This window comes from Trichocoleus sp. FACHB-46 (assembly GCF_014695385.1).
GTDB lineage: Bacteria > Cyanobacteriota > Cyanobacteriia > FACHB-46 > FACHB-46 > Trichocoleus.
Window position 1 is genome coordinate 162,503 of the sequence record NZ_JACJOD010000041.1, and the last position, 18,095, is coordinate 180,597.

The 18,095-nt window shown below is 49.2% G+C and carries 17 protein-coding genes; 7 read left to right on the plus strand and 10 right to left on the minus strand.

Annotated elements, in window-relative coordinates; genetic code table 11:
- Nucleotides 1-241 precede the first annotated feature (241 nt).
- Nucleotides 242-1,066 (plus strand): SDR family oxidoreductase, encoded by an 825-nt coding sequence (locus tag H6F72_RS24215; RefSeq protein ID WP_190441779.1) that lies wholly within the window; start codon nt 242-244, stop codon nt 1,064-1,066.
- A 59-nt stretch (nt 1,067-1,125) separates the two neighbouring features.
- Here the strand turns inward: H6F72_RS24215 and treZ are convergent, their stop codons facing one another.
- Together treZ and H6F72_RS24225 are read right to left on the minus strand one after the other, a co-directional pair.
- Complete coding sequence (gene treZ / locus H6F72_RS24220) at nt 1,126-2,952, minus strand: malto-oligosyltrehalose trehalohydrolase (RefSeq protein ID WP_190441780.1); 1,827 nt, start codon at nt 2,950-2,952, stop codon at nt 1,126-1,128.
- A gap of 31 nt (nt 2,953-2,983) precedes the next feature.
- Entirely contained in the window at nt 2,984-4,915 is a 1,932-nt protein-coding gene (locus H6F72_RS24225; protein WP_190441781.1) for an alpha-amylase family glycosyl hydrolase, read from the minus strand.
- A 347-nt stretch (nt 4,916-5,262) separates the two neighbouring features.
- On the opposite strand from H6F72_RS24225, the gene H6F72_RS24230 reads away from it, so the two are divergent.
- Complete coding sequence (locus tag H6F72_RS24230) at nt 5,263-5,793, plus strand: hypothetical protein (protein ID WP_206755458.1); 531 nt, start codon at nt 5,263-5,265, stop codon at nt 5,791-5,793.
- A 3-nt stretch (nt 5,794-5,796) separates the two neighbouring features.
- Complete coding sequence (locus H6F72_RS24235; RefSeq protein ID WP_190441783.1) at nt 5,797-6,240, plus strand: DUF421 domain-containing protein; 444 nt, start codon at nt 5,797-5,799, stop codon at nt 6,238-6,240.
- A 2-nt stretch (nt 6,241-6,242) separates the two neighbouring features.
- On the opposite strand, the gene bioB is transcribed toward H6F72_RS24235, so the two are convergent.
- Nucleotides 6,243-7,214 carry a biotin synthase BioB gene (gene bioB, locus H6F72_RS24240; RefSeq protein ID WP_190441784.1) on the minus strand — a complete coding sequence of 324 codons (972 nt, stop codon included), beginning with the start codon at nt 7,212-7,214 and terminating at the stop codon, nt 6,243-6,245.
- A 517-nt stretch (nt 7,215-7,731) separates the two neighbouring features.
- Here bioB and H6F72_RS24245 point away from each other — a divergent pair.
- Nucleotides 7,732-8,412 carry a hypothetical protein gene (locus H6F72_RS24245; protein WP_190441786.1) on the plus strand — a complete coding sequence of 227 codons (681 nt, stop codon included), beginning with the start codon at nt 7,732-7,734 and terminating at the stop codon, nt 8,410-8,412.
- 13 nt (nt 8,413-8,425) lie between these two features.
- Here the strand turns inward: H6F72_RS24245 and H6F72_RS24250 are convergent, their stop codons facing one another.
- The 6 genes from H6F72_RS24250 to serA all read right to left on the minus strand — a co-directional run bounded on the left by H6F72_RS24250 (nt 8,426) and on the right by serA (nt 14,768).
- Entirely contained in the window at nt 8,426-9,334 is a 909-nt protein-coding gene (locus H6F72_RS24250) for a YihY/virulence factor BrkB family protein (protein WP_190441787.1), read from the minus strand.
- 154 nt (nt 9,335-9,488) lie between these two features.
- Nucleotides 9,489-9,695, minus strand: coding sequence for a ChaB family protein (locus tag H6F72_RS24255; RefSeq protein WP_190441789.1), 207 nt, complete (start codon nt 9,693-9,695; stop codon nt 9,489-9,491).
- A 65-nt stretch (nt 9,696-9,760) separates the two neighbouring features.
- Complete coding sequence (locus H6F72_RS24260; protein ID WP_190441792.1) at nt 9,761-10,126, minus strand: hypothetical protein; 366 nt, start codon at nt 10,124-10,126, stop codon at nt 9,761-9,763.
- Between the two features lie 357 nt (nt 10,127-10,483).
- Nucleotides 10,484-11,746: an FIST N-terminal domain-containing protein gene (locus H6F72_RS24265; RefSeq protein ID WP_348252228.1), complete on the minus strand. Its 1,263-nt coding sequence runs from the start codon at nt 11,744-11,746 to the stop codon at nt 10,484-10,486.
- 129 nt (nt 11,747-11,875) lie between these two features.
- A complete protein-coding gene (gene prmA, locus H6F72_RS24270) occupies nt 11,876-12,775 on the minus strand; it encodes a 50S ribosomal protein L11 methyltransferase (protein ID WP_190441794.1) in 900 nt (299 codons plus the stop codon).
- A gap of 412 nt (nt 12,776-13,187) precedes the next feature.
- Nucleotides 13,188-14,768, minus strand: coding sequence for a phosphoglycerate dehydrogenase (gene serA / locus H6F72_RS24275; RefSeq protein ID WP_190441796.1), 1,581 nt, complete (start codon nt 14,766-14,768; stop codon nt 13,188-13,190).
- Between the two features lie 294 nt (nt 14,769-15,062).
- Between serA and H6F72_RS24280 the strand changes: the two genes are divergently transcribed.
- The 3 genes from H6F72_RS24280 (at nt 15,063) to H6F72_RS24290 (ending at nt 17,595) form a co-directional block, all read left to right on the plus strand.
- Nucleotides 15,063-15,578 carry a hypothetical protein gene (locus H6F72_RS24280; RefSeq protein WP_190441798.1) on the plus strand — a complete coding sequence of 172 codons (516 nt, stop codon included), beginning with the start codon at nt 15,063-15,065 and terminating at the stop codon, nt 15,576-15,578.
- A 158-nt stretch (nt 15,579-15,736) separates the two neighbouring features.
- Nucleotides 15,737-17,080 carry a glutathione-disulfide reductase gene (gene gorA / locus H6F72_RS24285; protein ID WP_190441800.1) on the plus strand — a complete coding sequence of 448 codons (1,344 nt, stop codon included), beginning with the start codon at nt 15,737-15,739 and terminating at the stop codon, nt 17,078-17,080.
- A 341-nt stretch (nt 17,081-17,421) separates the two neighbouring features.
- Complete coding sequence (locus tag H6F72_RS24290; protein ID WP_190441802.1) at nt 17,422-17,595, plus strand: hypothetical protein; 174 nt, start codon at nt 17,422-17,424, stop codon at nt 17,593-17,595.
- A 103-nt stretch (nt 17,596-17,698) separates the two neighbouring features.
- Here H6F72_RS24290 and H6F72_RS24295 read toward each other — a convergent pair whose 3' ends face one another.
- Nucleotides 17,699-18,070, minus strand: a complete 372-nt coding sequence (locus H6F72_RS24295) for a hypothetical protein (RefSeq protein WP_190441804.1) — start codon at nt 18,068-18,070, stop codon at nt 17,699-17,701.
- Between the last annotated feature and the right edge of the window lie 25 nt (nt 18,071-18,095).

The window sequence follows — 18,095 nt, forward strand, 5'->3', positions numbered from 1 at the left end:
GGCAGGCTTAGGTGGTCTTGAGGCTCTCGTTAAATTTCTGAGAGCCTCATTTTGTTGTGTAACAACTTAGATTCTTTATTAATAAATGTTGCAGCTCTTTGATCCCATTGCTAGCTTGTGAAAGTTCTGTTTCTCACCGAGGTTCCTCTCGTATTTCAAGACTTGCCGAGAAGATAACTTTAGGGAGTTATTTGGTTCGGTATCAGCTCACAACAAGACCTCAATTTTGGAGGCTTTGGTTATGGATATTCAAGGAAAAACAGCCCTTGTGACTGGGGCTTCTCGCGGGATTGGTCGTGCGATCGCTTTGGAACTCGCTCAGCAAGGGATCAAACGATTGCTCCTAGTGGCCCGTGATCAACAACGGTTAGCAGCGATCGCCACAGAGATTGAAGCGCTGGATGTAGAAGTTGTAACTTTGGCTCTAGATCTATCTCAACCTGTAGCAGTCAGCATTGCGATCGCTCAAGCTTGGCGAGATCATGGCCCGATTCATCTGTTGGTCAACTGTGCTGGCATTGCCCATCAAGTGCCTTTTTTGCAGTCGAAGCTAGCAAATGTCCAGGACGAGATCGCTGTCAATCTAGTGGGGATGTATACCATTACTCGTCTGATTGCCCGACGCATGGCCGCCCAGCGACAAGGACAAATTGTGAATGTTTCTAGCTTGATGGGCAAGGTCGCGGCCCCAACAATGGCTACCTATTCCGCCACCAAGTTTGCAATTTTAGGATTCACTCAAGCCTTAAGGGGTGAGTTAATGGCTTACAACGTTCAGGTAGCAGCCTTGTTACCCTCTCTGACGGAAACAGACATGGTCCGAGACCTCCACTGGTTCCGCTGGGCCGTTCCCATGACTCCCCAGCAAGTAGCGCGGTCATTGGTGACTGGGCTTCGTAAGGAATCTGCTGAGATCTTAGTCGGATGGCAAGGTCATTTAGTCGCCTGGTGCCAACGGATTGCGCCTGGATTATTAGAGAAGATTCTGCTAATCTCGGCTCCATTGCCGCGCCGGGGATATCCCATGCAACATATCCCTGCTACGGATAGTTCAGCAGAACTCTAATCTCTAAGCTAGCCCCAAGTGCTAGGAAATGTATCCTAATGCTTGGGGCTAGCTATGCTCTAGACAGAAGCTTCGTACAAGGCAAAAGTCTTGGCTGGAATCTCGGCTGACTCATGAGCTGTCAGCTTTTCTGGCAGAGTCGAACTAGATCCTAGCCATTTGGGTTCAGAGCTATCGAGAATCTTTCGCCAGTTTTGGCTATGTGGATCTGCCTCAAAGCTAGCAGCGCGATCGCCAAAGTTGATTACATAAAAAACTTGGCTCCCCTCTGCATAGCGATGCATCAGGATCAACTTATCAGTTTCGCGGCTAGAAACTTCTAAGCAATGTTTATCAAGCTGCTTCAGCGCAGGAATGGTGCGGCGTAGGGTGATTAAATGGTGATGGAACTCCCACAACACCTGATGTTTCCCTGTATATTGCTGTTCCCAATTCAGCTTGCTTTTTTGAAATGGTTCTGGAGACTGCGGATCGTAAGGATCTCCAGCCATTCCTACTTTCTCAAACTCTTCTTCCTTCGATCGCTGCACCATCTGAATTAGTTCTGGGTCAGAATGACTGATGAAGTAGAAGAAGGGCGCTTCCTCGCCATATTCTTCGCCCATGAACAACATCGGGAGATAAGGAGAGAGCAGAATTGTCCCTGCTGCTAACTTTAGCCCCTCAAAAGAGGTGAGTTTTGGCAATCTTTCAGCCAATATTCGATTGCCTACTTGATCATGACTTTGGATATAGACAATAAACTTCTCAGCAAGTTCAGCCGCCGATGAATTGCCGTGGCGACGCTTACGGTGGGGTGCGTACTGTCCGGAATAAACAAAGCCTTCCCGCAAAGATTTTTCTAAATCCTGACATCGGCCAAAATCCTGGTAATAGTGCTGCTGCTCCCCCGTTAACAGGGTATGTAGGGAATGGTGAAAGTCATCACACCACTGAGCATCAAGTGCGTAACCACCTTGTTCTTTGGAGCGAATAATCCGTACGTCGTTCAAGTCACTCTCGGCAATTAAAAAGAGTCTTCTTCCCTGTTGCTGAGAGAGAACTTCGACGCGATCGCTCAATTCATCCAAGAAGGGTTTAGCACCGAGATCAAAAATGCCCTGGACTGCATCTAAGCGCAAGCCATCAATGTGAAATGTCTCCAACCAATACAAAGCATTGTCGAGGAAGTAATCAGTGACACCATCGCTGTAAGCGCCGTCAAAGTTGAGGGCTTCTCCCCAATCTCCGCCATATTTTTTCGTGAAGTAAGGGCCGAAGTCACCCAAGTAGTTCCCTTCTGGTCCCACATGGTTATAGACTACATCCAATATCACGGCTAACCCTGCTTGATGGCAGGCATCGACTAAGTGCTTGAAGCCCTCTGGCCCACCGTAGGAATTTTGCACTGCGTAAGGATATACCCCGTCATAACCCCAATTTCGCTCACCGGGGAATTGCGCCACGGGCATGATCTCAATCGCGGTAATGCCGAGTTCTTTTAAGCGAGGAAGATGGGCGATCGCGGCTTCAAAGGTACCTTCAGGCGTGAAGGTGCCGATATGTAGCTCATAGATGATCAAGTCTTCCTGAGCGATTCCTGTCCAACCTCCGTCGGTCCAAGCAAAGGCAGACTGTTCTATCACCGCTGATGGACCGTGCACTCCTTCGGGTTGGAAATAAGAGGCTGGATCAGGGCGATCGCTCTCACCATCCAATTGATAGACATAGCGTGTTCCTGGTGTGACTCCTTCAGCCACTACCTGCCAGTAACCGTATTCCAGCGGCTGCATGGGTAGCACTTGCTCGTTAGGAGACCAAATCTTTACAGCAACTTTTTCGCGCAACGGTGCCCAAACGGTAAACTGACACCGAGCGTCATTTAGGTAATGAGCGCCTACTTTCACAATGAGGGATTTCCTGTATTGATGTTTCTGATTATGATTCGCGTCCAGAAGACCAAGTATCGCGCCACTTCACGGTGCCTTCGCTGGCAATGACCCAACGGCGTGAGACAATGTTTTCCCGGATGGGTGACTGGCCTTCGCGTAGCAAAACATATTTGTAATTAATCAGCTTGCCAGCACTTTCATCAAACGGAATTTCGCCAAACCAGGTGTTGGTGTTGATGTACTCCAAGGGATAGGCTTTCGCAATATCCCAGTTACCCAGTTCTGGGCAGTCACCAATTACGGCAATTCGCTCACCCAGCTTGGTTTGTACACCGTTGAGTTGCGCCCGCACAATGGTTTGTCCCTTCACTCGCTCGCCCACATGACTCAATACGATGACATCACGAGGTTCTAGTTCTAAATTGATTAGTTTGCCATCTACTACCTCAAACTTGCGTCGGGTCAGAATGCAGGTATGTTCACCATCGGGTAAATCGGTGATGACCTCTGGCACTTGGCTGGTTTCACCCCGATTCATCGCTACGAAACAAACAGAATCACGGTAACGCCGGATATAACAATAAACATTGGGTGTGAGATATCTTTGCCACTGCCCCCCCATTGACACCGCAGGGTTGAGGCGACGCAAACCAGACAGCAAACGGATATCCCGATATAGCGGTGTATCGGTATCCCACTGGCTCATCATGGGACGGTTGTAAGGATCATCGCCACCATTGGTATCATCATGTAGATACTGCTCAGTGCCGTAGTAGATGCAAGGAATTCCCCGACAAGTCATGATTAGAGCGATCGCCACCCTCACCAGATCTGGATCTGAATTAAGGCTTTGAAAGCGTGGCATGTCGTGATTATCAATAAAGGTAATCAGTTCATTTGCACCCTTATAGCGATGATCAAGGTCAAAAATAGTTTGAATCTCTTGAAACCCTAGATCTGATCCCTGTGCCAAGGTGGAGCGAATGGCTAGACAGAGGCCAAAGTCCAGCATGGTCATGCCAGATTCGTTGGCAAACTCAACCGAGCGATCGCTGAATGGACTGCTGAAAATCCACTCGCCAAAGATAAACACATCCGGTTTGTGGCTCAGAATATCGGCGTTGAACTCCTGCCAAAACCAAATGGGCATGTGCTTAACTGTGTCTACCCGTAAAGCATCTACACCTCGATCGAGCCACTGCTTAATCGCTGATTTGATGTAGTTACGGTATTGGATATTGTTTTCATTGAAGGTCGCCAAACCGGATAACTCGCAGTTTTGCACCTGCCATTCATCTTCCCAATTGGTTACTTCACCATAATGGTGATACCAATTGTCTTTATCATCATTGAAGTCGGCAATCTTGATTCCGTCGTCATACAGTTCTCCTTTCTTGCCGCTGAAGTCAGGATTGCTGTGGTTACAGACAATATCGAGCACTAACTTCATTCGGCGCTTGTGCATCTCCTCAATCAAGCGATCGAAGGTAGTATTTCTCGTCTCCTGCGTGTTGTTTAGGGAAGGGTCTTCGCCCTCCGCAATAAAACGAGGGTTGATGCGCTTAAAGTCTTTAGTCCAGTAACCGTGAATTGCTGCTTGTGCTACAAACAGTTCTTCTACCTGCTCAAATAACGGTGTGAGCCAAATTGCCGTCACACCTAGATTTTTCAGATAATCGAGTTTATCAATTACACCCTGAAGATCTCCGCCCCAGTACTTGCCCCAATCTTGCCGTTCTGGATCGTATAGTTCGGCATTGGGACCCTCGCTGTTGTCAGGATCGCCATCATGAAAGCGATCGACCACGATGAAGTAAATAGTTTCCTGGCGGAACTCAATATCCCTGGTGTAGAGAAACTCTAAATCAATTTCACTATCGGGTTTAGGAGCCGCTACTACCAGCGATTCAACTTTCTCCTGAGCATCTGTAACCTCATACTGTTCGGTAGAGAGTTGAGAGGGAGGCGTTGTGACCATAAGATTTTTTATACTTTTATAGATTTTTAATGAATTTTAGCGTCACTAGTCTGTAGAGAATGTAACGAATCAAGTCTCTATTTGTATATCTACCTATGGGTAGGCGATAGATAGAGCTTCTATTAGTAACGATCGCTGCTAAGCAATTTTTGGCTCCCTTATTCTTAGTAGCTCTTAAGGTGGACGTTCACCTAAATCAGAGACAGCTATCCTTCTGAGCATGGCTTGACAAGATCTCTTTTTTGAATGACCAAGGACAGTTATGGTTACGGAAAATCCCATTCAACTACAAAAGCATCTGAAAGGAGTTGACTATTCTGTTATTAAGGAAGACCTAGTAGGCGATCTTGAGTAGGCAACCTCGCATGAACGATATTCAGCGAGTTGGTGACTTGGAGATTGTCCAAGACTTGGAGTTTCAGCGCCGCGCTTGGGCGATACAACGTCTTAGCTGGATTGGGTGGGGGCTAATTGCGGTAGGAGCACTAGCGGGCTTATTCGGCTCAGGTCCCCTTAGTCGAGGTAATGTTAGTAGTCCAAGCGATTCGCTACAGTTGGAGTACGACCGTTTCGGACGCTTCCACGCCCCAGCCAAGCTGAAAATCATCTTGGGAGCAGGCAGTGAACAGAACGGTAAGGTGAAGGTCTGGTTGAGCCGCTCTTACTTGGAGTCAACCGAAGTGCAACAGGTGACTCCGCAGCCAGAGTGGGTGGAAGCAAGCCCCGATCGCCTGACTTATGTTTTTCGCACGACTGCTCTCGATCGCCCTACAGCCGTGACATTTTACTTACAGCCAGATCAAGTAGGTCTGCAAACTGGTCAGGTTGGAGTCGTTACAGGACCAACCCTTAGATTTAATCAATTAATATATCCCTAAATAATGAACTCGGTGCTACGGGCTGTTGTGCTCTACGTTATTTTGATGCTGCTCTTTCGCCTCAGTGGGAAGCGTTCTCTGGCCCAGATTACAACTTTTGATTTTGTGCTGGTATTAATTGTAGGAGAGGCCACGCAGCAAGCACTCTTGGGCGAAGATTTCTCTCTCACCAACGCCTTCTTAGTAATCTTAACTTTGGTTGGTCTGGATACCGTTATGTCCCTCTGGAAACAGCGATCGCCTCAAGTTGAGAAATGGATTGATGGGGTTCCTGTCATCATCGTTGCGGAAGGAAAGCTATTACAGGACCGGATGAAGCAGGCACGAGTAGATGCCGATGACATCCTAGCAGCCGCGCGAGAATTGCATGGATTAGAGCGCATGGATCAAATTAAATATGCCGTTTTAGAACGGAGTGGGGGAATTTCAATTATTCCTAAACCCTAATTTTATGAACTTGGAGATGCTACCGAACTGGAGACAGAGAGGGGTTTGGGGGTCATGCCTAGACGCTGCAACATCTGCTCATCATGGTTATGGTCTGGGTTGGGAGTCGTCAACAAAACTGGTCCTGTAAAGATGGAGTTGGCACCTGCAAAGAAGCAAAGTGCTTGCAACTCATCGCTCATTTGTAAGCGTCCTGCTGAGAGACGCACCATTGCTTGAGGAAACAGAATCCGAGTCGTGGCGATCGTTCTAACTAACTCGATTGAATCTACAGGTGTGGTGTCTTCAAGCGGAGTCCCAGACACCGGAACTAAACAGTTAATCGGGATAGATTCTGGAGTGGGTTCTAGGCCACAAAGCGCCTCTAACAATTCCAGGCGATCGCTCACAGATTCGCCCATACCCAATATGCCACCGCAGCACACAGAAATCCCCGCTTCACTTACCGCCCGAATCGTCTCTAATCGGTCCTGATAAGTACGGGTGGTAATTACTTGCGAATAATAGGAAGGGGAAGTATCCAAATTGTGATTGTACGCAGTCAAACCTGCTGCCTTAAGTTGTTGCGCTTGGTGTGGCTTCAGCATGCCTAAGGTGCAACAAACTTCTATATCCAGGTCGGCAACTTGGCGGACCATCTCTAACACGCGATCGAACAAGGGGCCATCTTTCACTTCTCGCCAAGCAGCACCCATGCAAAAGCGAGTAGCACCATTTGCCTTAGCCACGCGAGCTTCAGCTAGTACCTCTTCAACATTCATGAGGGCTTGAGGTTTGAGATCGGTTTGATTGTGAACGCTCTGGGAGCAGTAAGCACAATCTTCTGGGCACAAACCAGTTTTGATATTGCTGAGCGTGCATAGCTGAACTGCATGCGGATCGTGATGCTCTCGGTGAACCCGTTGGGCCTCAAAGAGGAGATCTGGTAACGGCTGTTGGTAAATCTGGGTAATCCGATCAAGAGTTGCAGACATGGCACACGTCGTAGCGAGATAGTTTCAGAGAGTTGAAGTAATTCACACCCCTAGTAGAGATTATCAGTCTCGATCCAATTTGAGCTACTGAGTGTTGGAGCAGGTTAAATCAGTTCACGGTAGGAGCAGCCACCCAAAGTTAACTTTAGTTAAAAATATCTACCCCAATCTACATGATATTACGCAGAAAACAGGTAATCAGCTAAAATACAATCACATTATTTTTGTGTAATCACAGAAAATATACTGAGATGTACCTGCTCACTAGCGACTGATGGAAGCAATGACAAGCTTACATTGACCTTAATTTACTTGCTGTTGGCGAGCGGCGCTTAAAAACCACAGCTCAACCCTCAATTCAGGTTGACAGGATACTTTTTACCGTGAACAAACCCAATAAATTGAGATTAAGGATTGGAACTTAGCTAGAAATTCTAATCAGGTAGAGCAGTGTGGGGTTTAACCAGAGGCATGAGTTAACTTTCAGGTTTTCGATAACTTGATTTAGCAGGTCGCCGTGAAAACTAAGGTTTTGACAGTTTTAAGCGCAACAGTAGCATCAATCAAATCAGGTCCAGGCTGGAGCTTAGTTGATTGCCCAGAGCCTAGCTCCAACCCTCGCTTGCCAGCAAATCTAGCTGCTAGCAGTTCTACAGGTTCAGCGCTGCTCGTGCGATCGCAGAAAACGGCACAGCCTACTTGCTATGAACTTGAGAAACAATGGTTGTTAGTCCAGAAATATAACGCCTGGCAACCGCGCTGCGTCAGCGGGACCTTTCCTAATCAGCAAGAGTTAGGGATGCGTCTGGCGGCTGAACAGAACTTACGAGTAGAGACAACTAGCTCTCTAACTTACCATCCCGCCTTTGACTGGCAGCTAACAGCATGGCCGACCGATAGCCATACCAGCTTGTCGGATACAGATAGCCTAACGCCTTGTTTAGTTTTAGATCAGGCTGGACAGTACAAAATTCGGTTTGTCGTTGCCGCTCCTGATAACCATCCCCAGCCCGCCCCTACTACTGAAAGAGCCGATCCAGTCATTGTGGGTGATTTCACGATCACAGCTTGCGACGAAGGGATTACCGCAAGTGCGATCGCGCTTGCCAACTTTACAGTCAACGGCACTCCCACACAAACGGCTCAGGAACCATATTTATTTTTGGTAGCCGTTTATGCGGGGTTAGCTTGTTTATGAGGGATGGGTTGCGTTACCGCTCTTGGCCGAGCTTGGGGGCTTCGTTCTGAGCATCTAGAGGAGTATTGCTGCGAGCAAGCCGCCACTTAGAACCATAGTGCTTGGAATAAACCTGGGTAAACTCCGCCCCAAACAACAGAATTTGGGCTGAGTAATAAACCCAAACTAAAACCACTACGAAAGAACCCGCTGCCCCATAGGGAGAGGCAACACCACTATTGCCTAGATAAAGGCCGAGCAGCCACTTACCTACAGTAAACAGTAAAGAAGTGACAATGGCACCATGCCACACATCACCCCAAGGCACTCTGACATCTGGTAGCACTCGGTAAATCAAGCCAAAGAGGAGAGTGATAACCCCGAAGGAAATCACAAAATTGACGAGCTGCCAGAGGATGGCGAGACCAGGGATCAAATGGCCAAAGAAGTTGCCAATCCCTGCCAGCGCCGCACTCGCTACCAAAGAAACTAGTAGCAAAAAGCCAATCACCAGCACCATAGCAAAAGAGGTGGCACGGGCTTTCACCATACCTTTAACACCTTCCTTAGAAGGTGGAATTTCCCAGATGGTATTTAGCGCATCTTGTAGCTGGGCAAAAACGCCGGAAGCTCCCAAAAGCAGTGTCACTACACTGATTACCGTGGCAACGATGCCAGAGGAAGGGTGGGAGGCACTCTGGATCATGGTTTGAATGGCCTCAGCACCTTGTCGGCCAACTAGACCTTGAATTTGTTCGTCTAGTTGGTTACGAGCAGCCTCAGGACCGAAAACGAAGCCCGCGATCGCAATCACAATGACGAGCAGGGGCGCGAGAGAAAACACCGTGTAATATGCCAACGCTGCCGCTAACAAGGGCACTTTATCTGCTTGCCATTCAGTTACCGTATCTTTTAGCAGCGTCCAAACTGCCTTGAGGTTCATCGATGTCACTCCTAAAATTTATTCGCTTTGGTTTCTACTTAGATTTCTTAGATTTCTAAATATTTAACTGCGATCGCAGTGAATAATAGTTATTGGTAAGCAATTAAATAAGGTAAGGGCGCAACGTTGCGCCCCTGGGAAAGTTATCTGATGCTTAGTCAGGCTTGCGATGCCAATTGCCGTCATCGCCCTTCTCGTAGTCTCGCTTCACAGCTGCCCAAGCCACCCGGAAAGCCCGTTCTTCCTCGCCTTCGTATTCGTCAAAAGCGTGGTTAAACGCTGCTAGGAAGATTTCCTGGGCATGGTGAGGCAGGTGATGCTTAACTGCATCGGGTAACTCCTTCACTTCGGTGTAGGGCATAAAATCCCTCCTACATTTCACAAAGTAGATTAAAGTGAGCGCCTCATGTCCCTACGAAAGGAAGCCTAGCGCCAAATACGCTCGCCGTTTTCGTCTACCCGCGCTTGGCGAATCACATCAGAAATTTCTTCAGCATCCTTCACATGATGCAGGGGCTTTTGCGTCCCATCGGGTTCATCCACTACAAAGTAGGTAGGAACGACAATGTGATCCCCAGTGATGTCTGGCGCATCTACTGCAACTTGCTGCGCTTTTTCTTGCAGACTCTTAGAATCATCAATGCGATCGCCAGGGTTAGCCGTTAGATTACCCTTACCTACGCGATCCATTTCCTCTTTCTGCTCTCGCTTTTGTTGCGGATCGACTTCCTCAGGAGTCATCGGTTGATTGATACCTGAAGGATCGGGATAAGATGCAGAATCTTTATTCATATTAAAAATTCCAAAATTTCAAAACTGCAATTAAATGCCTATCCGTAGATTAAAAAAATAGCAGCGCGATCGCCTCCAACCAACGGGATAGCTTATCTGAGTAACAGGGAAGAGATTAGAGAAAGGAGGAGAGAGGAAGGATGAAGGAGCAGGAATGAGGAAGTAGAAGCCAGAGAATAAAAGAGAACGTAGGCTATAGACGTGTCTAAGCTCTCGAAACACTGACAACAAAACTCGTTTGGAGGGGGTCTGGGGGACGCAACCGTCCCTCAGCGGGGGTTTGGGGGCGAGTGCCCCCAAGGCTCGGATTTAGTTAAACCAAAGCATCAACTAAACATCTCAACTACAAATCCCGCCCTAACCTTGTCGCAAAATCCCAAACACAGACGTATAACCGTGTAGAAACGTGCTGCCACCAATCGGCCCAATTTCCCCATTACAAAAGAAACCACTCAAAGGTATATTGCCAAAATAGCGGCTGAATAAATGCGAGTCGAAATTGGCTTCTCCATAAAGCCCCTCACCTCGACCCAAACAAGAAAACATTAAAGCCGCCTCAGAAGTTGGGCTGTCGGAATTTTGTTGGCAATAACGCTCCAGCAAATTGCGGAGATCGTCCGCCGAAGCTTCAGCATCGCGTAAATGAAACCGAATCCGTTGACCAGGCCGTACCCGATCGCCGATCGCGATCGCTCCTACCCTTGGATCAACCCCCAGCACCTGCCGGATCAAAAAATCCCCCTGCTCCAGCGTTTGCTTAAAGGCATTGCGAGCCACCCCCACAAACAACGAATGCTGTGCCAGCGATCGGTCCTCTTCGCTCATCTCTTGGATCAGCTCTTGCAGCACCGTTAGAGGAGTACGGCCTTGACCATTGCTTGCCCCTAGGTCCTCCTCGGTTTGAGCTTCGAGCCCTAGTAAGATATTGCGCTCCCCTTCCGTCACCCGGTAGGTAGGGCCAATGGGCCGACAGCCTTGAGCTACAATCGTTTCCACCACAATTTTGCCGCTGAGAGCGACTCCTACAATGCCCTCTCGTAGGAGTTCGTAATTGCAAAACAGACCGTTGTTACCGCCCATCGCATTGGCACTGGCAAGACCGCCAACCTTAATCGAGCCAGGGTAAGCAAAATCTAGCCCCTGCAACAAATCATTGAGCTTAGAAGACATCGGGTCAACCAACAGAATGAAATGAGGCTGATCCTCTGGCAAGACCCCAATCACTTTTACCCAAGCATCCGGCGAACTATCCAGATCCGGCAATTCCTCCGCTGTCACATGAAAAGCCTGAATCTTCACCTCTGGCAAGTAAGCCAGACTCAAGCTCAGAGCAGGCTCCATCTCCACTTCTTGAGCCTCTCCACTGGAATCAACTCCAATAATGCCACCCCCACTACAGCCGATGAGGGTAGGCACCGACAAACGTTCCTTCAGGAGAGGCATCAGGCGGGAATACTCACTGGCAAAGGCGGCTGAGATGAACAAAATGCCAAAATTCGCTGCAACGCCTAACTGCTCCTGTGCTCGTTCCACCACTTCCTCAATTGCCGCCTCCAAAGAAGAACGAGTTGACAAGGCATTTGCCCATTTCATCCGATCGGCTGTGGGTGCTTCTACCATGACAATTTCCCCTTCTCCAGTGCAGCATCCTTTCCAAAGTTTAGACCGCCACGAGTAGAGGCGATCGCACCTATTTAGCAGGTGTTGGCATCAGGACTTCACCTAATCCCTGTCAACTAGGATACAGGTCTAAGAACGACGAATATTCAGACAACACCAATCCTGCCGCCGCCACAACGTCGCCACAATCCAATCATTTTGCTCCAGCGTATCGGCGATCGGCTTCACCTGGTCCAGCAAAATACCGCTGAGAATCCCCCAAGTAGTCGCTTTAGCCAAAGCCGCCATATCAGGGATCATATCCAAGATGACCTCAGCCAGAATATTACACGTAAAGCCATCCACAGGCCCCTGAGTCATTTGAATCAAGCGATCGAGACTGCCTGTTTCAACCAACAGTCGGTCCGGATCAACCTGATTTAACTCCACATTTTCGTGAACCGAGCGAACCGCTAGCGGATCAATGTCAACCGCGTAAGCTTTCCGCGCTCCCAACAACACTGCCCCGACCGAAAGAATGCCAGAGCCACAACCAATATCCGCCACAACTACATCTGTCGCCCCTGGCCCCATCCGCATCTCTAATGCTTCCAGGCAAAGCTGAGTCGTTGGGTGCGCCCCTGTTCCAAACGCCACCCCAGGATCTAGACGTAGAAGCAAACGATCTTCCAGAGTTGCCTCATCCGGTAGTGGCAGCCAGGCTGGATAGATTAAGAAGCGATCGCCAATCTTCTGCGGTTGCCAGTGCTGCTTCCAGCTACTAGACCAATCCTCCTCATCAATAATTTCCCATTGCACCGCTGGAACAGGCATCCCCACAGCCAGCGCATCTTGACGCAGCAACAAAGCCAACGCTGCCAAATCCAACAGGTGAGCTTGCTCCTGAGGCAAATACGCCTTCACCAAACAAGCATGGCCTCTAATTTCACTAGACGTACCTTTACAGCCAAAATCCTCTAGCCGCCAAAAAGCTAAATCGTCCAGCGCCGGATCGCAAAGAACCTGAATTTCCCACCAGCTATTTGCCAAGATTGCCGCCCCAGATCAAAGTTATGCTCAATCAACCCATCCACTCGGAAGTATTGTACGCGCCAAAGCAACTGTAACAATCTCCGTCAACTATCTTCTCAAAAGATCGAGATTGACGCAGAAAGAATCTCTACAGCCACAAATTTTTCAGAGCCATATTTCAGATCTATAACTGATATCATCCACATCACCGACTTCAAATTCCACCATCTCGAAACACCTATAACCAGACTCGTCTGGAGGGGGTCTGGGGGACGCAAATCTCTCAGCGGGAGTTTGAGGGCAGGTGCCCTCAAGGCTCGGATTCTACTCAGGTTCAAACATAAAAAAGGCAGTGAGAACCAAAATTGATCCCCACTGCCCCATCTAAATCACTAAACGTCTAAGCGATCGCTTTACAGCGTAACGAAACCTACAACGTCACCGTGTAAGCATCCCGAATCCCCGGCACCTTCAGGATCTCAGCCAAAATCCCATCTGGTAGTGGATCATCAATACTTAGCACCATCACCGCATCACCGCGCACAATCTTGCGGCCTACCTGCATACTCGCGATGTTGACATTGAAGCTGCCCAAGAGAGAGCCAATCTTGCCAATAATCCCTGGCATATCACGGTGCAACGTAAACAGCATGTAACGGTTAGGTGGCACGTTGACTGGAAACTCGTCTACATTCGTAATCCGAATTTCATCACCGCCCAATAGCGCCCCTGTCACCGAATGCTCACCGAGCGATCCCTTAGCAGAGACCACCAAAGAGCCTGTATAGTCCTTCACCGACGCATCACGAGTTTCCACCACCCGAATGCCGCGTTCCTTGGCCTCAATGCTGGCGTTCACATAGTTGACCCGCTCTTGCAACGCATGCGAGAGTAAACCCTTCAGCGCCGCAATCACAATGGGTTGCGTATCACTGCTAGCAACCTCGCCTTGTAAACGGATATTCAGGCTTTCCACCCGACCGCCAGCCAACTGAGCCACCAAATTGCCTAAGGTTTCAGCTAGTTGCAAATAAGGACGCAGTTTCTCTAGAACTTCTGGGCGCAAACCGGGGATGTTAACCGCAGAACGAGCGGGTAGACCTAAAAGCACATCGCGGATTTGCTCAGCCACATCGATCGCCACGTTGACTTGAGCTTCTTCAGTCGAAGCACCCAAGTGAGGCGTCAAGATCAGATCCTTACCTGCCGATCGCAGAGAGGATTCTCCCAAAGGCTCAGCTTCGAATACGTCTATGGCTGCACCCGCAATTTTGCCAGTTTTAACGGCCTCCACTAAAGCGTCTTCATCAATGATGCCGCCACGGGCACAGTTGACGATGCGGGCGGTGGGCTTCATTTTTGCCAACGACTCTGCATTGATCAAGTGAGTCGTTTCTGGCGTTTTGGGTAAATGCAGCGTAATGTAGTCGGCCTCGCGTAGTAGCAAATCGATTTCTACCAGGCGGCAACCTAGCTGTTCTGCCCGTTCTGTCGAAACGAAAGGATCGTAAGCGAGCAGTTTCATGCCCATCGCTCTGGCAACTGTGGCAACATGCGCCCCAATTTTGCCTAAGCCCACAATCCCCAAGGTTTTCTTGTAGACTTCTACGCCTACATAGGTCTTACGGTCCCATTGACCGCTTTTGATCGATTGATTAGCGTCAGGAATATAGCGAGACAGAGACAGCATCATTGCTAGCGTGTGCTCTGCCGCTGCGATCGTGTTGCCTTCGGGCGAGTTTACCACCAAAATCCCACGACGGGTGGCAGCAGGCACATCCACGTTGTCTACACCAACGCCAGCGCGACCAATAATCTTGAGTTGCGTGCCAGCTTCAATAATTTCTTGCGTGACCCGCGTACCAGAGCGGATCATTAAGGCATCGTACTCCGGGATAATCCGGATCAGTTCTTCGGGGGGTAAGCCAGTTTTGACATCAACTTGGGCTACCTGGGAGAGAATATCAATTCCAACTTGGTCGATGGGATCGGAGACGAGAACCTTTGACATGGTAGGCAGATTTAACGCGAAAGGGAGAACTTGCCCCACTGAACAAGTCAGCAGCAATTGAGCGGCAGCGTTGTAACGGCTTACTATAAAGACGATTTGCCACAATAGGCCATTGTAGAACTAAAGCGTCTCACCGCTGCTGATCCCCCAAAAGTTTTTTGATCTTGATCAATACTCTTGAGAGAGATTTCCCAGAACTGGGGTAATAGAACGCCTCTGGCTTCCGACTTCCGGCTCCTGACTTCTCTGCGTTCTGCTATTACTAGATCCGGTGATGAAATTCTCAACCAAGTTATGAACTACCTTGTTGCTGTACTGAGCGATCGCATTCAAGCTGAAGCAGCTTACTCAGCTTTAGAAAAAGAAGGACTCAAGCCTAATCAAGTGGCGATTTTGGGCAAAGGGTATCAGAGTGCCGACGAGTACGGCTTGTTAGACCCCAACGCAGACGCTCGCAAGCAAGCCATGCTAATGATTCTGTGGTTGGCTCCCTTTGGGTTTGCAGCAGGTTATGTCTTTAACTTCATTACAGGCATCGAATTATTTAGCTGGGCTGGAAGCCTGGGTAACCATCTAATCGGTGGTGTCCTAGGTGCCATTTCTGGGGCAATGGGCGGGGCGGTGATCGGAGGCGGAGGAGGTTTGCTGATTGGGGGTGGCGATACCTTGCCTTACCGCGATCGCCTCGATGCTGGAAAGTATTTAGTAGTTGTGCGCGGCTCTAGCGCTTTACTCAACCGGGCCACTCGCACTCTCCGCAACTTCCCCACTGAGAATCTGCAAGCTTATACCGAGCCAGGCGTGGAATGAGGAGCATCGAATCCAGCTTTTTATAGATTGCTTCCGTCCTATGAGCGCGTTAGCCTACCACTAGACTGCTGAGATTGATTTGCAAGCTGAAAGCTGGATCAGCTTGTTGTCAAAGTTTGTCGTCAAAAAGAAGCTGGTAAAAGCGAGGCTAAAAGTACATGAGCTTTGACTATGACTTGTTGATCATGGGCGGTGGGTCAGCAGGACTTGCAGCCTCAAAACGAGCCGCAGCTTATGGAGCGCGGGTGGCGATCGCAGAGCAAAGCGCAATGGGAGGAACCTGCGTCAACCGGGGTTGCGTGCCCAAAAAGCTAATGGTCTACGCGGCTGATTTTCCGCAGTTGTTCCAGGATGCGGTCGGGTACGGCTGGCAATCAGTCCAACCCCAGTTCGAGTGGTCGAAGCTGATGCAAGCGATCCGGCAAGAACTGCAACACATCCAACAGTCACACCAACAAGCGCTAGCCAAGGCAGGGGTAGAGGTACTTACAGGTCGCGCCACCTTTGTAGACCCCCACACGTTGGCAGTTGGCGATCGCCAAGTCACGGCAGACAAAATTCTGATTGCGGTGGGGGGCAGACCTACCAAGCCCAACTTTCCGGGAGCCGAGCACGCCCTAACTTCTGACGAGATGTTTCAACTGTCTCGGTTGCCTCAGCAGATTGCCATTATTGGGGGTGGCTACATTGGCGTAGAGTTTGCCAGCATGCTGCGAAATTTCGGCTCAGAAGTCACCTTAGTCGATAATGCTGAGCAAGTCTTGTCTGGGTTTGACTCAGATCTGCGTAACGAAGTGCAAGCAGGATTGATTCATCGTGGCATCAAGTTTTGCGGCAATAGCACCGCCAAAGAAATTACATCGGAAGCCGCAGGGTTGTGTCTGCAACTTGCAGGCGATTGTTCTGAGTCGCTGACGGTAGATACAGTACTGTGCGCTGTAGGACGCACGCCAAACACAAAAAACTTAGGTTTAGAACAAGTAGGAATTACCACTGACCCTAAGGGCGCGATCGCGGTGAATGAATATAGCCGCACGCATCAACCTAATATTTTTGCTGTGGGGGATTGTACTAATCGCCTAGCGCTGACCCCGGTTGCCAAGATGGAAGCGATCGCCTTTGTGGAAACTGAATTTGGCGGGCAACCCCAGCCAGTCAACTATGATTGTGTGCCGACAGCCGTATTTGCACGTCCAGAGGCGGCATCTGTAGGCTTAACTGAAACGAAAGCCCGGGAGCAGTTTGGGGATGCGGTGCGTTGTGAGTCCAGCCGATTTCCACCCTTATATGTCAGCTTGACGGGGCGACCGGAAAAAAGCTTGGTGAAGTTAGTCCTAGATAGCCGCTCCGATCGCGTCTTAGGAGCGCATATGGTGGGTGAGGCCGCTGCCGAAATTATTCAAACCTTGGCGATCGCGATCAGAATGGGAGCAACCAAACGGGATTTCGACCAGGCGATCGGTATCCATCCTTCCAGCGCGGAAGAATTTCTCACCCTTTGATTTTTCCCTTTAATTTTTGAACTGGTCAAAAAAAGTCCCCAGATTAGAAACTAGGGACTCATAGGAGTACGGAGCACTGAGTTACACTTGCCCTCGGACATCAAGCCCTTAAGACTTCAAGCCAGGAGGGAACTGTTGTTACTTAACTTAACGTTGCCATCTTGTTTCCCCCTCTATCAAGGGAAAGGGGCTGCTGTTAAAGCATTATGTGGGTAAGAACACAAGTTGCTAGACCTAGCTAAAGGAGAGATGCTAGGCCATCAGACGATTCAACCGTAGAGGGAGTGCAGATTGAGTTGTGACTTGCATTATCCAATGTAAGTCATCAATAGGAGGCGACCATGACAGGAATAGAATACGGTCTGGTCATCGTACTGCTACTAGCCGTATTTCCGTTTTCAATGGCTCAGATGGGCGTTGCTTTAGACCAGGAAGATATTGAGAGCTTCTTTGCCTGGACTTGCATTGCATCTTCGATCGCGGGATTACCTGCTGTAGCAATGTTATTGGCTTGAGGGAGGCAGCGATGCTGACTTGCCTCTATTTACTAAGTTGGTTTCTCTTTTTGGGCGTTGCTTCTTGGTGGAGCCGACAATCTCGCGCGAACGGTTCCAACCGCTAGGCACAAGAGTTGCGACCTACCGTTTGCTGTACAGCGATCGCTCTGGCTCGTTCTGCCATTTTGCTAAGGTCGAGATTGTTTTGCTCGTCAATTAGATTCTCACGTTGCAATAGCTCAAAGATAATGTGCGAGAGCATCATCTCCACTTGTGCGGCTTGCGCACTTAGCCAGTCATGAGTTGAAGCGTCCTGAGGCGAGGTCTGAATGCACTCGTGCGTGTAGCGATGAAATTCTTTCACTTCTTTTAATAAATGAACTAAGTAGCTAGGGCATTGGCAAGCAATGACATCGGCTGCTTCACAAATGGCGAGTAACTGCTCATCAGAAAATTGCTGTGACACTTGGATGGTTTGGCTAGGCTGAGTCATGGTGGCAAGTAACAGGGATGGTGTT